Below are 18,522 nucleotides of genomic sequence, written 5' to 3'. Positions count from 1 at the left end.
AGTATGCACTTTTAGGTAAGTATCAAAAAATGACGACGACTTCTGAAATCTGCGGCACCGGCTGCGGGCTCAACGCCACGCTGCGCATCATCTCGGGCAAGTGGAAACCGCTGGTCCTGTTTTTCCTGCGCGACGGCCCGAAGCGCTACGGCGAACTCAAGCGCTTGGTCCAAGGCGTCAGCGACAAGGTGCTGATCCAGCAATTGAAGGATTTGGAAGCCGATCACGTGCTGGCGCGGACCGACTACAAGGAAGTGCCGCCGCGCGTGGACTACGCGCTGACCCCGCTCGGTCGCAGCCTGGCTGACGCGATCATCCCGCTGTGCACCTGGGGAACCGAGAACGCGGCGGAAATGGCAAGCATCTTCGCCAAGCGCGACACTTTGCCCTAGCGCTCAAGGAATGGTGAGCTACAGGGCTTGCCGGGGTTCAAAGTCGAGTAACCCGTGAAGAACCAAAAAAAGCCCCGCACTTCAACCGAAGGCGGGGCTTTTGATCTGGCTGGCGTCACTTCACATCGGTTACATCGCGGTATGGAAAATCTGCTCGATCTCGTCCTGATTGGCAGGACGCGGATTGGTAAAGCCGCAGGCATCCTTCATGGCATTGGTTGCCAGGATCGGGATATCGTCGGCCTTGGCGCCCAGCTCGGCGAGGCCGCTCGGAATACCGACATCCGAAGACAGTTTGCGGATGGCGGTGATGGCTGCAGCGGCACCTTTTTCCGCATCCAGATGCTGGGTGTCGACCCCCATTGCGTTGGCGATGTCTTTAAACCGGGCCGGGCATACGCTGGCGTTGAAGCTGGCGACATGGGGCAGCAGGATCGCATTACAAACACCGTGGGGCAGGTCGTAGAACCCACCCAGTTGGTGCGCCATGGCGTGGACATAGCCCAGCGATGCATTGTTGAAGGCCATGCCGGCAAGAAATTGCGCGTAGGCCATATTTTCCCGGGCGGTCATGTCGTCACCCTGGGCAACGGCAGTGCGCAGGTTGGCCGAGATCAATTCCACGGCCTTGAGTGCACAGGCATCGGTGATCGGCGTTGCCGCAGTCGACACGTAGGCTTCGATAGCGTGGGTCAGCGCGTCCATGCCGGTTGCGGCCGTCAGGCCTTTGGGCATGCCTGCCATCAGCGAAGGATCGTTGACCGACAACAATGGGGTGACGTTACGGTCGACGATGGCCATTTTCACGTGCCGGACTTCGTCGGTAATGATGCAGAAACGGGTCATTTCACTCGCCGTTCCGGCGGTGGTATTGATCGCGATCAACGGCATCTGTGGCTTGGCGGATTGATCCACGCCTTCGTAATCACTGATGTGCCCGCCGTTGGCGGCGCACAGGGCAATGCCCTTGGCGCAGTCATGGGGTGAACCGCCGCCCAGGGAAATAATGAAATCACAATCGCTACGACCAAGCAGCTCGAGGCCTTTCTCGACATTACTGACCGTCGGATTCGGTTTGGCGCCATCAAACAGGGTGGAGTTGATGTCCTGCTGGGCCAGAAGGCTGGCTACCTTGGCGGCCACGCCGGCTTTGGCCAGACCTGCATCAGTGACGATCAAGGCTTTACGGAAACCATATTTGCGGATTGCGAGCATCGCTTCGTCGAGACTGCCAATGCCCATCATGTTCACGGATGGAATGAAGAAGGTGCTGCTCATGATAAATCCTCTTTTATTCTGGAAACCCGGAAATCCGGTGAGGTCTTCTACTCATATCGCAGGCTGTGAGGCGGGTCTGATTGTCATCATTGACGAAGTTCAGCGGAGGACGTGCTGCATCAAGTGTTCAGGCGAACAGTGTTTTAAGATGCAGAGGTGGATGGGCCATCGCAGCCGGTATCTTTTGATCATGGGGTTGAGCCTAACCCTATGACGCCAGACTGGAATGGTCCTTTAGCTTTCATTGGCACCTCCTTTAGTACTGGGAGGTAATGCGCGCCGACAAGTCCGGCGCGAGACCTGTGGGAGCCGGGCTTGCCCCAATGCCAGTCAGTTAACTTGACCGGCCAAAAGGACACTCAGAAACTCAACCGCGCACCATGTAGGCTCCTGACGGAACCCGATATCGCAGCTTCTTGCATTTGCCGGGTTTGGGCTGATGCCCGGGCGGGCGATCAGGAAACCAGATTCGGCATTTACCCGGCGGCGGCCAATGGCCGCGGGGAATCTCAACCTCATCGTACGCGGGCTCTGGCTCGACGGAAGCCACTGGCAATTCTCCTTCGGGCCGTGGCCTGCCAGCCGTCGGTGAATCCGATACGCTCTCTGCCTTTGCGCCAGCGAAGTTGCCAGTGTCGGCTTGTTCAGCAGCGGCCATTTCTGCTTCGCGGCGCCTTTTGGCCTCCTCTTCGAGCCCCTTCTGTACTGCGACCAGGTCCTCTTTGGCGTTGGGTGTGGTACTCGAAGCCTTGGCCTGCTGCGCCGCCTGGATCAATTGGAAGTTGCGGTTGCGTAACTCGACGTTAGGACCAACCCGCATGTTCGAGCGCGCCGCCAACGTTTCAGCCTGCTGGTACTGCCCCTGCTGAAGACGCAACACACCAAGGTAATGCAGCGTCGCGGGATTGTTCGGCTGGATATGCAGGGCACGCTCCAGCGTGGCAGCGGCTTGGTCCAACTGGCCATTTTCATACTGCCGCGAGGCGGTTTCGATTAGCGTGGTTGATGCGCTGTTACTTTGCGATGGCGCCTTTCGCTCGGCAGCAACCGAGCAAAGCGACGCGACGGCGCAGAACGCCAGGATGAGACCTGGCAGAAAACTCTTGGTTGGCATCAGGGGGCGGACTCGGCTGATCTAGGACGGCACTGCCGTAAAACAGGCCACCAGCGCTGCTCGGCATCGCCGAAACAGGGCCCCTGTTGACCTGGCCAGTACCCTGAAGTTCCCGTTGCAACGGCCACTGCGATGGCGTGAAATCCGCAGCCTTCTCATGCTGATTGTCTGCGCCAGGTGCCGGGTGATGTGCCGAACTGGCGTTTGAATGCGCGACTGAACGCAGCTTCGGATTCGTAGCCAACAGCAAAGCCGATTTGCGCCACATTACCGCGACCTTCGCGCAGGTGTTGAGCCGCCACGTGCATACGCCAGAGCGTCAGGTATTGCATCGGTGGCTGTCCGACCAATGCCGTGAATCGCTCCGCGAATACCGAACGCGACATGCCCACTTCAAGCGCCAGGGCTTCTGCCGTCCAGCCCTCGGTTGGACGAGCATGGAGCAGCGCCAATGCGCGCCCGATATGCGGATCTCGCAAACCCGCCAGCCACCCGCGCCGCTCAGCCGGGAGGTTCGCGACATACTGGCTGACGGCTTCGACGAACAGCAATTCGGATAGCTTGGCGATGACCGTTGTCGAGCCGACGCGCCCCGCCGCGATCTCACTGACAGCGAAACGGAATGAGCTTTCAATCCAGGCTCCCGAAGCCGTCGCGCGCACGTCTAACTTCAATAAGGATGGCAGCGACGAAAGCAACGGACTGAACGGTGTTTCAGAGCCGAGGAATCCGCACAATAACTGTGTGGCCTCGCCGCCCCCGCCGTACTTGATTCGTGAAATGCCGCCGACTTCCGGCGGCTGAATAACTTCGCGCGCCGACATGGGTGCAATGCTTAGATCACTGCCAAAAGTATGAACGTCGTTGCGAGGAAGCAGAATCAGTTCGCCTGCCCGTACGTCGAGGGTGGCGCCATCGTCGATTCGCAATTGCATGTGCCCCGCCGCGACAAAATGCGACGCAATGATATGTCGAGGTGCCGCCAGGAACGGTTTGCAATCGTCTGCAGAGATTCTTCCGCTGACGCACCAGGGTGCAGTGAACTCCGCCTCGAGGAAGACCCCTCCAGACAGCCGAATCACACGCAAGACATCAGAAAGCGCATCCAACAATTGCCAGCCCTCCTTTCCGGAGTCCGGAGCATGTAATCAGGCGCACTGGTCATTCACCGCCTGAACTGCAAGGCCCAGATTAGCACCAACGCGGACACAGTGATCGAGACGATCCCCAGACGCTTCACCGATGGTCATTGACTCTCGCGTTAACCGTAATTGGCCCATTCCAACTCGACCACGGAAGCCGGAGATCAATATGAACACCGCCGCTACCCTACCCAGCTCAGATTCGGGCAACGCCGCCCGTTACGCTCAAATCGTCAGATCATCGAAGAAAGCGGAATGGCAGATCGATCGCGATTTGCTACAGGACCGCAGCTTCGACTTCTCGCGCAAATTCTTGCCCGACGGACTATCGCAGATCGACCGCCTGACCTTTCTCGCCGCGGACGAGGCGCGCCTGCTCAGCCAGATTCAGGGCCGAACCTATGCGTATATTTTTGGCCTGGTCGAGCGTTTTATCAGCGCCAAAATGCTCGATCAAGGTCGGGCCCATGTATTTGACGATCTGCTTGCACTCGAAGCGCTGGTGCGCTTTTCCAACGACGAGATCAAGCATCAGGAGCTGTTCCGGCGCATTGAGACGATGATGGGTACGCAATTGCCAGCGGGATATCGTCAAGTTGCCGATCCAAACGATGTGGCGCGCGCGGTACTGGCGGCCAGCACTTGGTCGGTACTGGCGCTGACCTGTCATATCGAGCTGTTTGTTCAGACGCACTACGTGCAAAGCATCGCCCCGCGCGAGGAGTTGTGCCCACTCTTCAAGGATGTCTTCAAATTTCACTGGAAGGATGAAAGCCGGCACGTCGTACTCGATGAACTGGAGTGGAAGGCAGAGCACGCGAAACTCTCGCCAGCCGAACGCGACCAGGCAGTGAACGATCTGATTGCGCTGGTGGCGGCCGTCGACGCAATCCTGCAGGCACAATCGGCATCCGATGCCGACTACTTTATTCGCAATGTTTCACGATCATTCAGTGTCGATGAGACAGCGCAAATCAAAGCCTCCGTGCTGAGCGCCTACCGCTGGCAATACATTATCTCGGGCGTGCAGCATCCACACTTTGGCCTGCTGCTTACGCGCATGACAACACCAGCACAGATGTCCAGGATTCAGACCGCACTGGCACCCATCATGGGCAATTGATCAACAAGGGGGCGACCGACCGCGCGTCGGTCGCGCGACGGTGGGATGACGTGCGGAAAATGATTGATTGAGGATGGCAGCCATGACGATTCCGCGCGGTCGGCAGAAGTCGGCTATCGGATTGCTCAAAGTGCTTGCGGGCAAGGACTGGCAACGCTGGCGGTGAAGCATCTGATTCAGCAGGCGCAGTTGCGTTGGAACCTAAAACAGCTGGTTGCCAACGTGTACGCTGAAAATATCGGCTCGGCAAAAGTCCTCAAGCGCTGTGGCTTCCTGATCGAACATGTATCCCGGCAAGCAGGGACTGACCAGGAGTATCGGTTTGGCCTTTCAATTTAGATGATTGAAAGTTGGGTCGATACGAGTCACCCAGACAAAAAAAGCCCCGCTACCGAATGCGGTGCGGGGCAAAAAACTGGTTGGTTGCGGCCAACCAAAGGAGCTCTGTAGAAAGCGTTTACGGGCCAGGGTCAGATGCATTCCTGTGCGGCGCGCTCAAAACTTGAAGGCAACAAGTTCGAGACCAGCAAGTGCCGCTCGTAGATGAACACCTTGCCGCCGTTCCCGGCCTTGTAGGCTTCCAGCACGTTGTCCGCCGAGACTTTGCTCGGTACCACGATCCGGTAGCTGCGCTGGGTCTGCGAAACGGTCGGGTTCAACGCGTTGCCCTGCAATTTCGGCACGACGCACTCAGCGTATTGGGCCGGGGTCTTACTGGTCTGTAAGGTCAGGGTCGGGTCGTTCGGCGCGGAGGCACAACCGGCGAGCAACAAAGCGCCAATGGCCAGGGCAGGCACAAATAAAAGACGCATCGGTCTCATCCTGAAAATAAAGGTTCGTTCATCACATCACCCGAATTTTCGTGAGTAGTGTGTCGTTGGAGGGGGATTTTCCGGCTATTGCCATCAAAGTAGAACTTGCGTTTCATGATGGTCACTATTACCTCTAGCAATAGTTGTGCGCCGCGCACACGGATACACACTCAATCACCACTGGAAAAGATGGATGAGGATTGCTCCTTGAGAACTTTTGACTTGATCCGCGACGCCGTTCTGCCCGATTTTCGTGACCGGGTAGCCGAGTACCTGGTCCAGTACGAAACCGTATTGTTGGGCGAACACGCGCCCGACCCAGAGCTTGCGCGGACCACCGCCAATCAGTTGCGCGGTTATTTGCGTGGGTTGAATACCACGCGGGTGTTGGGCATGGCGGATTGGGAAGAACTGGATCGGCGGGTAGTGAATACGTGGCTTTCGTCCTGACCGACTCTTCCCCTCCACACACCTGACTATAGCTATCAAGTCCATCCCCACTGTATCTGCTTCAACCCAACGACTACGGTTAGCCTTGTCTCTCATCCAGGGAAATCTGCGCTATGCCGGACGCCACCAACCTTTACCTGTTCACTGTCGCCGCCCTGCTGTTGTTGATCGTGCCTGGTCCGAACATGGCCATCGTCACCAGCCATGCCGTTGCCCATGGCTGGCGTGCCGGTTTCGCCGCAGCATTGGGAATCACCCTGGCCGACGTGCTGATGACCGCCATGGTTAGCGCGGGGCTCGGTGCGTTGGTGATGAGTTGGACGCCGGCATTTGATTTGCTGCGGTGGGCCGGGGCTTGTTATCTGATGTGGCTGGCGTGGAAGGCATTGAGTACTCCGCCGGCGGATGCTGACGCTCAACCAGCATTGGCATCGCTGCGCAAAATCTTTATCCGGGCGACCCTCAACAGCCTGCTGAATCCCAAGGCACTGTTGTTCTTCATGGTATTCCTGCCGCAATTCGTCACATTGGGAGCCAGCAGTGTCACCCTGCAACTGATGGTATTGGGTGTGTTGCTTGCGCTGATCGCCTTGATCTTTCATTCCCTGCTCAGCGTCTGTGCCGGGCAGCTGCATGGGCACTTGCGCGCAGGCATAATCTCCAGGCGCTTGGGTGCGTATGGCTTCGCTGTCGTCATGACGGCGCTGGCGGCGCGTTTGCTGGCGCTGAACCGGACAGGCTAAAGCAGCCGCATCGATATCGCTCAATAGCTAGAGGTTCTACCGAATACAACGCTTTGAATGAGCCGCCCTTCTACACCGCCGTCCCTTCATCGTCCGGCAACGAAGCAAACATTTCAGCGCCGCACACCTCGAGGATTTCATCCGCCAGCGCGGAATCATCCGGGCAGGCACGCGATAAAATAATCGCGCCGACAGCTCGAGACAGCAGGTCGATCATTTTCCTTCTCCCCTCACCCGGCGCAGCATCCGGCCCTGTCGGATATTTGTCTCCCAGGGTTTGCAGGGTGTGCTCGATCCCTTCGGCAAACGTCGTTTTCACATCGTCCGATTGGCGCGCCGCGTCGCCGCACAACGCGGCCATGGTGCAACCGCTGCCACGTCCGTCCCGATGTTCTCTCGTCACATAGGCGTTGATGAATCCCGGAACGTCGAGCGCTTGGGCGCCTGCCAGCGACTTGCCAAGACTGCAGGCCGAGGCTTCGGCCATCAAGTCGGCCTTCGAGCCGAAATGCTTGTAGAAACCTCCGTGGGTGAAGCCGGCGGCCGCCATGAGATCCGACACACCGACGCCGTCAAAGCCGCGCTCACGGAACAGCTCAGAGGCCGTTTCAACGATGTGCTCTCGATTGGCCTGCGCCTGGGCCTTGGTCACTCTCACGTGCAATACCTCATGTTCACTGGGAAATCATGCGCCCAATGATACATAGATGCTGGTCATAATCAAAACCGTTGACAGCTTAGATTTCGATCATCATCCTAATTGCACACACCACCGACCTCCACCAACAGGCACGGAAGACATACCAGATGACCGACCAGAATCTGTTCACCCCTTACACGCTTGGCGCCCTCACGCTGTCGAACCGCGTCGTCCTCGCGCCGCTGACGCGCAACCGCGCAGGTAAAGGCTTTGTGCCAAGCGAGTTCGCGGCCACCTATTACAGCCAACGCGCCAGCGCAGGTTTGGTGATCAGCGAAGCCACGCAGATTTCCCAACAGGGTCAGGGTTATCAAGACACCCCCGGGATCTACACACAGGCGCAAATAGATGGCTGGCGCACAGTGACCGATGCCGTCCACGCCAAGGGCGGAAAAATCTTTCTGCAACTGTGGCATGTCGGCCGCGTGTCACACGTTGATCTGCAAGAAAACGGCGCCGCTCCTGTGGCCCCTTCTGCGCTGCGCGCCGCCACCAAAGTGTTCGTCAACAACCGTTTTGAAGACGTCTCCGAGCCACGTGCGCTGGACATCAGCGAACTGCCGGGAATCGTCTCCGATTTCCGCCAGGCCGCGTTAAACGCTATCGCCGCCGGGTTCGATGGCGTGGAGATTCACGGCGCGAACGGCTATTTGCTCGATCAATTCCTCAAGGACGGCGCCAACTTGCGCACCGACGCTTACGGCGGCTCGATTGCAAACCGTGCGCGCCTGTTGCTCGAAGTGACGGCGGCCGTCATCAATGAAATCGGCGCGGATCGCACCGGGGTGCGCTTGTCGCCGGTGTCGCCGGCCAATGGCGTTTCCAGCAGTGATCCGCAGGCGCAATTCGATCACGTCGTCGATCAACTCAACGCCCTCGGCGTCGTCTATCTGCACGTGGTCGAAGGTGCAACCGGTGGCCCGCGCGACGTGGCGCCATTCGATTTCGGCGCACTGCGCCAACGCTTCAAAAACACCTACATCGCCAACAACGGCTATGACCTGGACCTGGCGACTGCAAGGCTCGCCGACAACCAGGCTGATCTGATCGCATTCGGTCGCCCGTTCATTGGCAACCCGGATCTGGTGGAGCGCCTCAAGCGTGGCGCACCGTTATCCGCCTTCAATCCCGCCACCCTCTATGGCGGCGGTGCGACAGGCTATATCGACTACCCGACGCTGGCTGAATCGAGCGCCACCGCAAGCTGAGCGATCAGTGATCGCGTTTTCTGTTTCTCACATCCTGAAAGAGAGATGAGCCCATGAGCACTCGCCCTACCGTTCTTATCACAGGCGCCTCCACCGGCATTGGCGCCGTCTACGCCGAACGCTTCGCGCAACGCGGCCACGATCTGGTACTGGTCGCCCGCGACCAGGCACGTCTGGACGCACTTGCCGCCCGGTTGCGCAGCGAACACGAAGTCGCCATCGATGTCATTCAGGCGGACCTGACCCAACTCGGCGATCTGACAACCGTTGAAAGCCGCCTGCGCGACGACGTCCGTATCGGCATCCTCGTCAATAACGCCGGCGCTGCTCTGTCCGGCAACTTTATCAACCAAAGCACCGACAGCGTTGCGCAACTGGTCGCCCTCAACACCACGGCGCTGGTGCGGCTCGCCAGCGCCATCGCCCCACGCCTGGCCAAAGCAGGCGAAGGCGCGATCATCAACATCGGTTCGGTGGTCGGCCTGGCGCCGGAGTTCGGCATGTCGGTCTACGGTGCGACCAAGGCATTTGTGCTGTTCCTTTCCCAAGGCCTGAGCCTGGAGCTTTCGCCCCTGGGCGTGTACGTACAGGCCGTGCTGCCGGCCGCCACACGCACGGAAATATGGGATCGCTCCGGCGTCGACATCAACACCTTGAACGAAATCATGGAAGTGGGCGATCTGGTGGATGCCGCACTGGTCGGTTTCGATCGTCGTGAGCCGGTGACGATCCCGCCGCTGCACGAAGCAGAACGCTGGGATGACCTGCAGACCGCACGTCAGGGTCTGCTGCAGCAAATCCGCCAGTCTGCGGTTGCCCAGCGCTACCAGACCCAACAGTGATCATTTTGTAGCGAACACCCGTACGGGATTCGATGCAGGCGCCCAAGGCACTGCATCGACTGCGGCCCTCTGTTCGGAGTAGACATGACGCCCACGAATACAATTAACCCCGCAGGTTCGCAGACGTCATTCGTCAACGCAGCGAATCAGTCGATCAGGGTCAACGGCATTCCCTTCGCCTATCGCGACATCGGCCCCAGGACCGGCGTGCCCCTCGTACTGTTCAACCATTGGGGTGCGGTGCTGGACAACTTCGACCCCGCGATCATCGATGGCCTGGCACAAACACGACGCGTCATTGCCACCGACTATCGCGGCATTGGCGGCTCTGGCGCAATCGCGCCACTGACGGTCGGTGAAATGGCTGACGATGCCCTCCAGCTGATACATGAGCTGGGGTTCGAGACCGTTGACGTGCTCGGTTTTTCGCTCGGCGGCTTCGTCGCTCAGGACATCGCCCTGAAGGCGCCGGGCTTGGTGCGCCGTTTGATTCTCACCGGCACCGGGCCGGCCGGTGGCAGCGGTATCGACAAGGTCGGCTCGGTGTCGTGGCCATTGATACTCAAAGGCTTGCTGACCCTGCGCGATCCCAAGTTCTACCTGTTCTTCACTTCGACGCCCAATGGCCGCCGAGCCGCCTCGCAGTATTTGCAACGCCTGAAAGAACGCAAAAAAAATCGCGACAAAGGCCCGTCGCCCAGCGCTTTTCTGCGGCAGTTGAAAGCCATCACCGCGTGGGGCAAACAGGCACCCCAAGACCTCGGGCGCTTGCGGATGCCGACGCTGATCGTCAACGGCGACACCGACATCATGGTGCCCAGCGTTAACTCGATTGCGCTGGCCAACCGCATCCCCCACGCACAACTGATTATTTATGCAGATGCTGGCCACGGCGGCATTTTCCAGCACTACGTTGATTTTGTGGCCAAGGCACTGGCGTTCCTCGACGCCTGACATCGCGGCGCAGCAACACCGCAACCGCACCGGCTACCCTCCTTCCAACCGACAAGAGCTGCATCACGATGAAGGCATTTTTAATTGATCGCTATGGCAAGAACACCGGGCGCATTGGCGACGTGCCCGCCCCCGCAGTGGGTGCCGACGACGTCCTGATTGAGGTGCACGCCAGCAGCGTCAACGTGCTGGACTCGAAGATCAGCAACGGCGAATTCAAGCTGATCCTGCCCTATTCGTTTCCGCTGGTGCTGGGCAATGATCTGGCCGGCGTCGTGTTTGAGGTCGGTTCGCAAGTAAAACGCTTCAAACCGGGAGACGAAGTCTACGCTCGCCCGTCCGAAGCGCGGATCGGGACGTTCGCCGAATTGATCGCCGTGAACGAAAACGCGATCGCCCTGAAACCTGCCAACACCAACATGGCACAAGCCGCGTCCCTCCCCTTGGTCGCACTGACCGCCTGGCAAGTGCTGGTCGAAACCGCTCGACTGAAAAAGGGCCAGAAAGTGCTGATCCATGCTGGCTCCGGCGGTGTCGGCACCGTCGCCATCCAACTCGCCAAACACCTCGGTGCCTTTGTCGCGACCACCACCAGCACCGCGAATGTCGAATGGGTGAAGGCGCTGGGGGCCGACCTGGTGATCGACTACACACAGCAGAACTTTGAAAGCGTCTTGCACGACTACGACGTGGTATTGAACAGCCTCGGCGCCGACGTACTGGAGAAGTCACTCAAGGTCCTCAAACCCGGTGGGCAACTCATTTCCATTTCAGGGCCACCCACTGCGCAGTTCGCTCAGGAGCAAGGGTTGTCCTGGCCATTGCAGCAAGTCATGCGCCTGCTGAGCCTCGGCATTCGGCGCAAGGCACGCAAGCAGGACGTCAGCTACGCGTTCGTGTTCATGCGGGCCAATGGCGCCCAACTGCAACAAATCACCGCGCTCGTTGAGGCCGGAATCATCAAACCTGTGATTGACCGCGCCTTCACCTTTGAATCAACGGCAGAGGCGTTGAAGTACGTCGAGCAGGGACGAGCCAAGGGCAAAGTCGTTGTTACGATCAAATGACTCCGCCGCCTATCGATGAGTCGACCGAAGAGGCCGAGCAACTTTTAGCGCACCAGCAGTCATCATCCGGGCTGAGCGAGGTGACTACGCTAGAGTTGCAGAAACAGGAAGTGCAGCAACGGGACATTGTGCCTGTTGCACCACCTGTGATCCTATGGCGCAGTTTGATGCTTGAGCAGTAGAAAACCGGTTGCATGAAAGGAGTGCGAGCATGGCTAGCTCCGACTATCGCTAATGCCAGCTCGCTATCTGAGAGGGGAAAGTATCGGGTGAATGGTTCTGGCCTATAGCAGACGTTACGACTGACCGCTTCCAGCTGTGGATTCAACCGGTCGATGCAACAGATTGGCTAAATCGTTCAGACCAGGCTAGGCGCTGAGACTTCAGCAGTGGCGCTCGACCCTCGACGACCACGACTTTCGAATGCAGAACCCCGAGGCCCACCGACAGCCCCTTCACGAAATGAGCTCTGCCCTTGTCACCGAGGGGTTGATCGATGAGCTCCAGCGGTTCGACCTGAACGAGATGGCGAACGCTGCTTGCTGGCACGCCGTGGAGGAATTGCAGACCGCGTCGGGCCGGTACTGCGGCGCTTCAGCCTACGATGTTTTGCAGCGCGGCAATGGCGAGCTATTCGGCCGCATTGGACAGTCAATTTTCTCCATGCACCCATTTCAGGTCGCCGCCCAAGAGGTAACCTTCCACATTTTCTATGGAAAGGGCTTCGAGCAGCACCTGCTCCAGGATGGCAAAAAAACATTTAATGTGAGCCTGTTTCAATGCCTGAGGCCGGGTCACCAGATAGACTTCCATATCTGGAAGTTGGAGATCCGGGAACAACTCGATCAGGTCCTTCGCCAGAATACGGGGCAGTACTGCCACACCCATTCCTCGCCTCACCGATTCGAGCTGAACCGCGAACGAGTTCACGCTGATCTGCGCGCGTTCCAGACCCGCGGCCTTTGCCGCACGCATTTGCGGCAACATGTCCAGCGGAGGAAGCAAGGCAATATTGACCGCAGTGGCCGGAGTCACCTCTGGATACCGTTTCAGATAACCTGCATCGGCGAAGACACCGTAAGAGAGCCTGCCTATTGGTCGATAAATCAGCGACGGTTCGCCTAGATGAGCTGTGCGTACAGCAATGTCGGCCACGCCGCGGACGATCTTGTGAAAGTCGGCTGTTGCCATCAACTCCACCGAGCAACGCGGGTGAAGAGAGGTGAAGCGACTCGCAGCCTCCAGCACGCAAGACGAAAATCCCTCTCCTGCACTGACCAGGACACTGCCAAATAGCTCGGTGTGTAGCCCGGACATGCCAGCAACGGTTTGACGCCTCAAGCCCGCCTCCGCCGCCAGGGCAACTTCCACGAGGGATTGGCCGCGCGAGGTCAACCAGCATCCTTCAACGCCCCGCTCGACGAGTAGCTCGCCCAGGGCCCTCTCAAGTTGGGTCAACCGGCGGGACACAGTAGACGCCGCAATACCCAGCATCTGGCCAGCTTGAAGAAAGCTGCCACGCCGCGAGACTGCCAACAACAGACGAAGATCGTCCCAATTTGCTTGCAACGCCATGCTTCATATCCTCCCTGGTCTGCATATGTGCAAATCCATTATGCAGTAGTCGCTGTTTTTCGGGAGAGGCCTCAAAGGTATATCTACAAGCCTTCGAAAACGAATGGAATGGACTGTATGACTACTGGCCCCAACGACTATGCGGAACGCGCCGCCAGTGCCTTCAATCGCCGTGATGTGGAGGCGATGCTTGCGCTGGTTTGCGAAGACTTCATCTACCTCGATAGCATGGGGATACAAACCGGTCGCGAAGCCATGCGCAAACGAGAGATCGCATTGCTCGAAGCGCTCCCCGATGCCCAAGTGATTTTCAGCCCATTCGCCGTCGGTAACGATCGTTTGGCGCTGACTGCCTTCCTGACCGGCACATTCGCCGCACCCTTGGTGCTGCCAGGCCGGGTGATTCCACCTCATGGACGCCATATTACCGCGTACTACGCCGCACACTTCACCTTCAGAGATGGGCTGGCCATCCGTGAAGAGGCCTTCTTCGACAGTGCGGTGCTGATGCCGTTAGCCTATCCAGCTGAGGGTTGAGCCATGCACAGCGCATTCGTTACTGGCGCAACCGGCTTGTTGGGCAACAACCTGGTGCGTGAATTGGTTGCTCGTGGCTACGCGGTCAAAGCCCTGGTCCGTTCAAGAGCCAAAGGTGAACAGCAGTTCAACAATTTGCCGGGTGTGGAACTGGTCGTTGGGGACATGGCTGATGTCGGCGCATTCGCAGCGTCGCTGCAAGGCTGCGATACGGTGTTTCACACCGCGGCGTTCTTTCGCGACAACTACAAGGGCGGCAGCCACTGGAAGGAACTCGAAAAGATTAATGTGTCTGGTACGCGGCGCCTGCTAAACCAGGCCTACTGCGCCGGTATACGACGGTTCATCCATACATCTTCCATTGCCGTGCTCGACGGCGCACCTGGCACGTCCATCGATGAGACATGTCTGCGGGCCGACGCTGATGCGGATGACTACTACCGTAGCAAGATTCTTGCCGACCGTGTCGTCTTGTCGTTCCTGGAGGTCCATCCCGAGATGCACGCCTGCATGGTCCTGCCTGGCTGGATGTGGGGCCCAGCCGACATGGGTCCCACCTCCTCGGGACAGTTGGTTAACGATGTCGTGCTCGGCAAACTGCCCGGACTGATCCCCGGTAGTTTCTCCTTTGTCGATGCCCGCGATGTGGCATTGGCGCAGATTGCCGCAGCCAAACATGGGCGGCGAGGTGAGCGCTATCTCGCGGCGGGCCGGCATATGACAATGCGTGAGCTGGTGCCTATGCTCGGACGTATAGCGGGCGTCAAGACACCCGTTCGACAACTACCGCTCCCCTTTCTATACACGTTGGCGGCTGTGCAGGAGATGTATGCGCGTATTACCAGCAAGCCCATTCTGTTGAGCATGGCCACGTTGCGCCTGTTGGTACGAGAGAAGGACCGCACCTGTTTCAACCACAGCAAGAGTGAACAAGAGCTTGGCCTGAGTTTCCGGCCACTAGAGCTGACAATCACCGACACGGTGGCGTGGTACCGCGATCACGGTTGGTTTGAGAGTCAAACCTTAAGTTCTCGGAACCGCACTCCTTCCACATTGACCGCACACCTGAACAAGGACGTAAACATACAGTGAGTAGGGAAATAATCCTGATGCGTCACGGCCAGCCAAAACTGGTCGCAACCGACAAAATGTCAGCGCTCGATATGGAAGACTGGATCGAGCAATACAACCGGTCCGGAATTACCAACCAACCCGTCCCGGATGCCAGCATGCAGCTCGCCGCAACCGCCAAAGTGATTGTCTCAAGCAACGCGCCTCGTGCGCTGACCTCCGTCCAGGCTCTTGGCCTGAAGCCCGCCCTTGTCGACGCGCTTTTCTGTGAAGCGCAACTGCCTTATGGTCACTGGAAACTGCCACGGCTATCGCCGTTTACCTGGGCATTTATCCTTCGAGTCTTATGGTTGTGCGGTTACTCACGCAGCGTCGAATCCGCCGGAACTGCGAGGATGCGCGCCAGCACGGCAGCTCGACGACTTCAGTCCCTTGCCAACGAAGGACCGGTTCTGCTGCTCGGTCATGGCTTTATGAATCGAATGATCGCCAAACAACTGGTGGCCGATGGATGGGTTCGCCAAAAACGTAGCGGCAGCCAGTATTGGAGTGCGACGGTGTATCAATATAGCGGTGTTTAAAAGTGCCATCTGGCGCGGAGATTAAACGAAGGGAAAGTTCAGGTTGGTCGTTCATTTGTAGAGACCTCTTAGGGACGCGAAAACCACGTTCTTCTACTCACTCGGCCCCGTACAAAGGCAGGGGCTTGGAGTGTAGGTTGGCGATTTGTCTCGCTGGACAGATACCTATTGCTGCTGGTGGCGACAGGCAGAAAACAGCCAAAAGGAGCCATTCACAACGGCCTGAAGAAACGTGAGCTATTCGGTGTTATGGCGGAGAAGACCGCGAGTTCTTATGCAAAGGGTCGCGCTTTCGTCGCGCTTGTTCTTCCTCCGCCAGTGCCTGACGAACGAGCGCCCGAGCCGCCCAGGCGGCGGTGTCGAGTGATTCTTCGACGCTCGCGCGACTGATATCGCGCACGGCGATCAAAGCCTCGGTGCCCATGACGATCGACAGGGCCTGCTTCAGTCGTTTGCGCGCCCGAGGTGAGAGCACGTCCTTCAGTGAGTCGACAATCGGCTCAATGTAGCTCATGCGCCGGCCCGGCCGCAGAGGCTCGTGGGACTCACTTTCGAGCCACACGGTCATGAACGAACGTTCCATCACGTGCAGGCCGATCTCGTCGTCGAGCAAGAGTTTGTTCAACGCGTTCGCCGCCAGTCCAATGCCCTTGACCGGATCGTCTCCCTGTCGCCAGATGCGCTCCAGCGGCGTCATGTCACGATCGGCCGCCGTCTCGCTTATCAACGCCTCAGACGAAGGAAAGTAGCGATACGCCGTGGCGCGCGACACCATCGCGCGCTCGGCCACTTGCGCAACAGTAGGGTTATGGCCCTCATCGCGCAATGCGACGGCGGCATCGATAAGTGCTTGGCGCGTTCGGCCCCGCTGGTTGGCGCGGCCCTGATCGCCATCACGGATAGACGGGCTTGACTTCGGGGTATTCATGGGATAAATGAGATCTTGTCTTGTAATGAGACTCAAGTCTCATGATAGACGATTTTTCAGCAACTGAGCGCGCCTCAGGGCGCATGAGGTGAATGCCATGAATCACACACCCCGTTCGCGGACCTGGTTTCGGCTCGCTGCCCTCTACTTTGCCATTGGCGTGGTGCTGGGAGTGGCAATGGGCGCTTCCGGCGACCACTCGCTCTTCGCGGTACATGCCCATGTCAATCTGCTGGGATGGGTATCGATGGCACTGTTCGGACTCATCGGCACAGCCCACCCGTCGATCACCGAAGGGCGCGCTGCTGCAGCACAGTTCTGGACGTACAACGTTGGCGTCCCGGTGATGCTCGGCGCACTGACGCTGCGCCTTAAGGGCTTCCCGTCAGTCGAGCCATTGATTGCCGTCGCATCAATCCTCATTGGCTGCAGTGTGCTGCTTTTTGTGTGGCTGGTGTTTTCGCGCATCGGTATAACGGCCGAGCGCTTGAGCAGCGCGACACGCGAATCGCGCCTGTCATAACGCGCACAACCATTAGCAGCTTTTGGGCAGCGTATCGGTGCGGGGGTGAGATCTGCTTCGGATCGATTGCTGCCCTTCGCAACCGGTAGTTATCGGCCAGAAGGGACATCGAGACAGCAAACCTCAAAGGGGGCCGAACACTGAGACCGTTGGCTATTTAAGCTGTGGCTCCCTAGAACTTTTGCCTATTTATCTGTCTATGTGGATAGGCACATCCGCTCGGTAAGCGCTCACCCGCAGGCTTCCCGCAGCCAGATGGCCACACGTCCGATTGTCAATCAGAGGTTGTCTTCGCTCATGAAATTCCATGACCCACGGATGATGCTCTTCGGCCTGTTCGCGTTCGCGGCAGTGGGCTCGGCATCAGCAACACAGATGAAGACCTCAACCCCTGTTTTCGCAACTGAAGTCACAGCCGCTCAGGCTCCTGCCCAGGCCACCGGCAACCCTTGGCCGACCTTGGCCAGTATGGCCGGCACGCAGCCAAGGCCGTTGCTTGCCCATGACGACCGATACTGGCATGACGACCGTTGGCACGATCGTAGAGACGATTGGCGCCGAGACGACTGGCGTAGAGATAAGTGGCGTAGAGAGCAAGCCCGCCGAGAAGCTGAACGCCATCGTGATTGGGAGCGCCACCAGGATCGGGCCATGCGGCACCGCTACGAGGACGATCACCGCTACTATCGTCGCTAGTGCGAAGCCACGGGATCAGTCCGCCGGGCTCAAGCCAGCAGCTCGGTGATCCACCGGGCCTGCCGGGCGATGTCTTGCACCTTATCCTCTGGCACAGCCTGCCGCGCACGGGCGAAGTGGGTCAGGGTCTTCTGTTTCTCGCGCAGAATGCGCTGCCACTTGATCAGGAACGCCGGGCTGCGTGCCTGCATCTGCAGCGGGCCGAAGTAAAGCTCCTCGGCGGTGTACATCACCGGCCCGGCGCGCTCGGCGACGATGATTTCGTAGTCGAAGCGATTTTCCCGCAGCAGTTCCTCGCAGAGGATGCGGTAGCCATTTTCCATCAGCCATTGGCGCAGTGGCTGCTCGCCGCCGTTGGGCTGCAGAATCAGGCGCTCCTGGCCGCTCAGGCGCGCCTTGCCGCTGTCGAGGATGTCGCGGATCGTCTCGCCGCCCATGCCACAGATGCTGATCGCCGTGATCCCGTCTCCCGGCTCGATCGCCGCCAGACCATTGGCCAGGCGCACGTTAATCCGCTGGTCCAGGCCGTTCTCGCGCACGGTGCGTTCGGCCGAGTGGAACGGCGTCAATGCTACCTCGCCGGCCACCGCCGCCGCGATGGCGCCACGGCGCATCAACGCCACCGGCAGGTAGCCGTGATCCGAGCCGATATCGGCCAGGCGCGCATCTGTTGGCACATGCGCCGCCACGCGCTCCAGGCGCATGGACAATGTCTGTTCGTTCAACCGCAGTTCCTTATTCAGTGTCCGCATCAGGTCGATATCGGCAGGTAGCGAAAGGTGCAGG

At 58.8% G+C, this 18,522-nt stretch carries 21 protein-coding genes and 1 pseudogene; 14 read left to right on the top strand and 8 right to left on the bottom strand.

Features of this window, described 5'->3' with window-relative positions; translation table 11 throughout:
* Positions 1 to 29 precede the first annotated feature (29 nt).
* Positions 30 to 392 carry a winged helix-turn-helix transcriptional regulator gene (locus tag ACMXYI_RS17540; RefSeq protein ID WP_201180193.1) on the top strand — a complete coding sequence of 121 codons (363 nt, stop codon included), beginning with the start codon at positions 30 to 32 and terminating at the stop codon, positions 390 to 392.
* 129 nt (positions 393 to 521) lie between these two features.
* Here ACMXYI_RS17540 and yiaY read toward each other — a convergent pair whose 3' ends face one another.
* From yiaY to ACMXYI_RS17525, 3 genes are all read right to left on the bottom strand, one after another.
* Positions 522 to 1,670, bottom strand: coding sequence for an L-threonine dehydrogenase (gene yiaY, locus ACMXYI_RS17535; RefSeq protein WP_140679976.1), 1,149 nt, complete (start codon positions 1,668 to 1,670; stop codon positions 522 to 524).
* Between the two features lie 367 nt (positions 1,671 to 2,037).
* A complete protein-coding gene (locus ACMXYI_RS17530; protein ID WP_415768302.1) occupies positions 2,038 to 2,784 on the bottom strand; it encodes a tetratricopeptide repeat protein in 747 nt (248 codons plus the stop codon).
* Positions 2,785 to 2,939: 155 nt separating this feature from the next.
* Entirely contained in the window at positions 2,940 to 3,896 is a 957-nt protein-coding gene (locus ACMXYI_RS17525) for an AraC family transcriptional regulator (RefSeq protein WP_415768301.1), read from the bottom strand.
* 199 nt (positions 3,897 to 4,095) lie between these two features.
* Between ACMXYI_RS17525 and ACMXYI_RS17520 the strand changes: the two genes are divergently transcribed.
* Both ACMXYI_RS17520 and ACMXYI_RS17515 read left to right on the top strand, forming a co-directional pair.
* Positions 4,096 to 5,049 carry a diiron oxygenase gene (locus ACMXYI_RS17520; protein ID WP_415768300.1) on the top strand — a complete coding sequence of 318 codons (954 nt, stop codon included), beginning with the start codon at positions 4,096 to 4,098 and terminating at the stop codon, positions 5,047 to 5,049.
* An 84-nt stretch (positions 5,050 to 5,133) separates the two neighbouring features.
* Positions 5,134 to 5,388, top strand: a pseudogene (locus tag ACMXYI_RS17515) (GNAT family N-acetyltransferase); the annotation flags it as partial.
* Between the two features lie 131 nt (positions 5,389 to 5,519).
* Here the strand turns inward: ACMXYI_RS17515 and ACMXYI_RS17510 are convergent.
* The gene (locus tag ACMXYI_RS17510) at positions 5,520 to 5,861 is read right to left on the bottom strand and encodes a hypothetical protein (protein ID WP_415768299.1); all 342 of its coding nucleotides are present in this window, start codon (positions 5,859 to 5,861) and stop codon (positions 5,520 to 5,522) included.
* 207 nt (positions 5,862 to 6,068) lie between these two features.
* On the opposite strand from ACMXYI_RS17510, the gene ACMXYI_RS17505 reads away from it, so the two are divergent.
* Positions 6,069 to 6,311 carry a hypothetical protein gene (locus tag ACMXYI_RS17505; protein ID WP_415768298.1) on the top strand — a complete coding sequence of 81 codons (243 nt, stop codon included), beginning with the start codon at positions 6,069 to 6,071 and terminating at the stop codon, positions 6,309 to 6,311.
* Between the two features lie 113 nt (positions 6,312 to 6,424).
* Positions 6,425 to 7,054, top strand: a complete 630-nt coding sequence (locus ACMXYI_RS17500) for a LysE family translocator (RefSeq protein WP_415768297.1) — start codon at positions 6,425 to 6,427, stop codon at positions 7,052 to 7,054.
* Between the two features lie 70 nt (positions 7,055 to 7,124).
* Here the strand turns inward: ACMXYI_RS17500 and ACMXYI_RS17495 are convergent, their stop codons facing one another.
* On the bottom strand, positions 7,125 to 7,712 hold the full coding sequence (locus tag ACMXYI_RS17495) for a TetR/AcrR family transcriptional regulator (protein WP_415768296.1): 588 nt from the start codon (positions 7,710 to 7,712) through the stop codon (positions 7,125 to 7,127).
* 149 nt (positions 7,713 to 7,861) lie between these two features.
* Between ACMXYI_RS17495 and ACMXYI_RS17490 the strand changes: the two genes are divergently transcribed.
* The 4 genes from ACMXYI_RS17490 to ACMXYI_RS17475 all read left to right on the top strand — a co-directional run bounded on the left by ACMXYI_RS17490 (position 7,862) and on the right by ACMXYI_RS17475 (position 11,825).
* A complete protein-coding gene (locus tag ACMXYI_RS17490) occupies positions 7,862 to 8,962 on the top strand; it encodes an alkene reductase (RefSeq protein WP_415768295.1) in 1,101 nt (366 codons plus the stop codon).
* A 53-nt stretch (positions 8,963 to 9,015) separates the two neighbouring features.
* Positions 9,016 to 9,804 carry an SDR family NAD(P)-dependent oxidoreductase gene (locus tag ACMXYI_RS17485; RefSeq protein ID WP_415768294.1) on the top strand — a complete coding sequence of 263 codons (789 nt, stop codon included), beginning with the start codon at positions 9,016 to 9,018 and terminating at the stop codon, positions 9,802 to 9,804.
* Positions 9,805 to 9,888: 84 nt separating this feature from the next.
* On the top strand, positions 9,889 to 10,758 hold the full coding sequence (locus ACMXYI_RS17480; protein WP_415768292.1) for an alpha/beta fold hydrolase: 870 nt from the start codon (positions 9,889 to 9,891) through the stop codon (positions 10,756 to 10,758).
* Positions 10,759 to 10,826: 68 nt separating this feature from the next.
* On the top strand, positions 10,827 to 11,825 hold the full coding sequence (locus tag ACMXYI_RS17475; protein WP_415768291.1) for an NADP-dependent oxidoreductase: 999 nt from the start codon (positions 10,827 to 10,829) through the stop codon (positions 11,823 to 11,825).
* Positions 11,826 to 12,476: 651 nt separating this feature from the next.
* Here ACMXYI_RS17475 and ACMXYI_RS17470 read toward each other — a convergent pair.
* Positions 12,477 to 13,400, bottom strand: coding sequence for a LysR family transcriptional regulator (locus tag ACMXYI_RS17470; RefSeq protein ID WP_415768290.1), 924 nt, complete (start codon positions 13,398 to 13,400; stop codon positions 12,477 to 12,479).
* 117 nt (positions 13,401 to 13,517) lie between these two features.
* On the opposite strand from ACMXYI_RS17470, the gene ACMXYI_RS17465 reads away from it, so the two are divergent.
* The 3 genes from ACMXYI_RS17465 to ACMXYI_RS17455 are packed head-to-tail and all read left to right on the top strand — an operon-like array spanning position 13,518 to position 15,589.
* A complete protein-coding gene (locus tag ACMXYI_RS17465) occupies positions 13,518 to 13,937 on the top strand; it encodes an ester cyclase (protein ID WP_008154664.1) in 420 nt (139 codons plus the stop codon).
* Between the two features lie 3 nt (positions 13,938 to 13,940).
* Positions 13,941 to 15,029: an SDR family oxidoreductase gene (locus tag ACMXYI_RS17460; RefSeq protein WP_415768289.1), complete on the top strand. Its 1,089-nt coding sequence runs from the start codon at positions 13,941 to 13,943 to the stop codon at positions 15,027 to 15,029.
* Positions 15,030 to 15,046: 17 nt separating this feature from the next.
* Positions 15,047 to 15,589 (top strand): histidine phosphatase family protein, encoded by a 543-nt coding sequence (locus ACMXYI_RS17455; protein WP_415768288.1) that lies wholly within the window; start codon positions 15,047 to 15,049, stop codon positions 15,587 to 15,589.
* A 247-nt stretch (positions 15,590 to 15,836) separates the two neighbouring features.
* On the opposite strand, the gene ACMXYI_RS17450 is transcribed toward ACMXYI_RS17455, so the two are convergent.
* On the bottom strand, positions 15,837 to 16,517 hold the full coding sequence (locus ACMXYI_RS17450) for a TetR/AcrR family transcriptional regulator (protein ID WP_415768287.1): 681 nt from the start codon (positions 16,515 to 16,517) through the stop codon (positions 15,837 to 15,839).
* A gap of 97 nt (positions 16,518 to 16,614) precedes the next feature.
* On the opposite strand from ACMXYI_RS17450, the gene ACMXYI_RS17445 reads away from it, so the two are divergent.
* Positions 16,615 to 17,040, top strand: a complete 426-nt coding sequence (locus ACMXYI_RS17445; RefSeq protein ID WP_415768286.1) for a hypothetical protein — start codon at positions 16,615 to 16,617, stop codon at positions 17,038 to 17,040.
* Between the two features lie 297 nt (positions 17,041 to 17,337).
* Positions 17,338 to 17,736, top strand: a complete 399-nt coding sequence (locus tag ACMXYI_RS17440) for a hypothetical protein (protein ID WP_415768285.1) — start codon at positions 17,338 to 17,340, stop codon at positions 17,734 to 17,736.
* Positions 17,737 to 17,765: 29 nt separating this feature from the next.
* On the opposite strand, the gene ACMXYI_RS17435 is transcribed toward ACMXYI_RS17440, so the two are convergent.
* Positions 17,766 to 18,461, bottom strand: coding sequence for a tRNA (adenine(22)-N(1))-methyltransferase (locus tag ACMXYI_RS17435; protein WP_415768284.1), 696 nt, complete (start codon positions 18,459 to 18,461; stop codon positions 17,766 to 17,768).
* Between the last annotated feature and the right edge of the window lie 61 nt (positions 18,462 to 18,522).

The organism is Pseudomonas lyxosi (assembly GCF_047758685.1).
Lineage (GTDB): Bacteria > Pseudomonadota > Gammaproteobacteria > Pseudomonadales > Pseudomonadaceae > Aquipseudomonas > Aquipseudomonas lyxosi.
The sequence above is the reverse complement of the archived record's forward strand: the minus strand, read 5'-3'. Positions and strand labels throughout refer to the sequence as shown.